Annotated in this window: 1 protein-coding gene; it reads right to left on the reverse strand. The window is 68.1% G+C overall.

The genetic code is table 11. The annotated features are described in order from the left end of the window. Positions 1-492, reverse strand: a 492-nt coding sequence (locus tag EXE44_RS18060) for a ribonucleotide reductase N-terminal alpha domain-containing protein (protein ID WP_274595394.1), incomplete at both ends; no start/stop codon positions are given.

Here is a 492-nt window from a genome sequence, read left to right on the forward strand (position 1 = left end):
GGCGGAGCTTCCAGAACGCGTACCCCATCCCGCCGCCGGACTGGAACACCTCGGCCGCCTCCTTAGCGGTCTGGTGGATGTCGGTGATGTCGTCGTCGGGGGAGTCGACGAAGCAGGCGGAGAGCTGCTGCAGCTCGTCGCCCGCGTTCATCAGCGTCGGGGAGTTCGGCATGAACGAAAGCGACTCCATCCCGTCGCGGAACGTCTCGGTGGTCGTCTCGACGTGGTCGCGGACGCCCTCGGGCAGTTCGGGAACGACCGTGTCGTACGCGAACTTGTTGACGTTGCGGGCGGTGAGCGTCGTCTCGACGTCGTCGTCGACCGTCGTCCCCGCGCCGAAGACCTCCTCGGCGAGCTCGTCTCGGCGCGGGTGGTCGGGCTTGACCTGGTCGGGCGTGACCGTGATCTCGACGCCCCGCTTTTCGGCCTCGAAGACCGCCTCCGCGAGCGCGACGTTGCGCGCGACGCGGTCGAACAGCTCCTCGGGATCTT

It is taken from the genome of Halorubrum sp. SS7 (assembly GCF_005435055.1).
GTDB classification, from domain to species: domain Archaea; phylum Halobacteriota; class Halobacteria; order Halobacteriales; family Haloferacaceae; genus Halorubrum; species Halorubrum salinarum.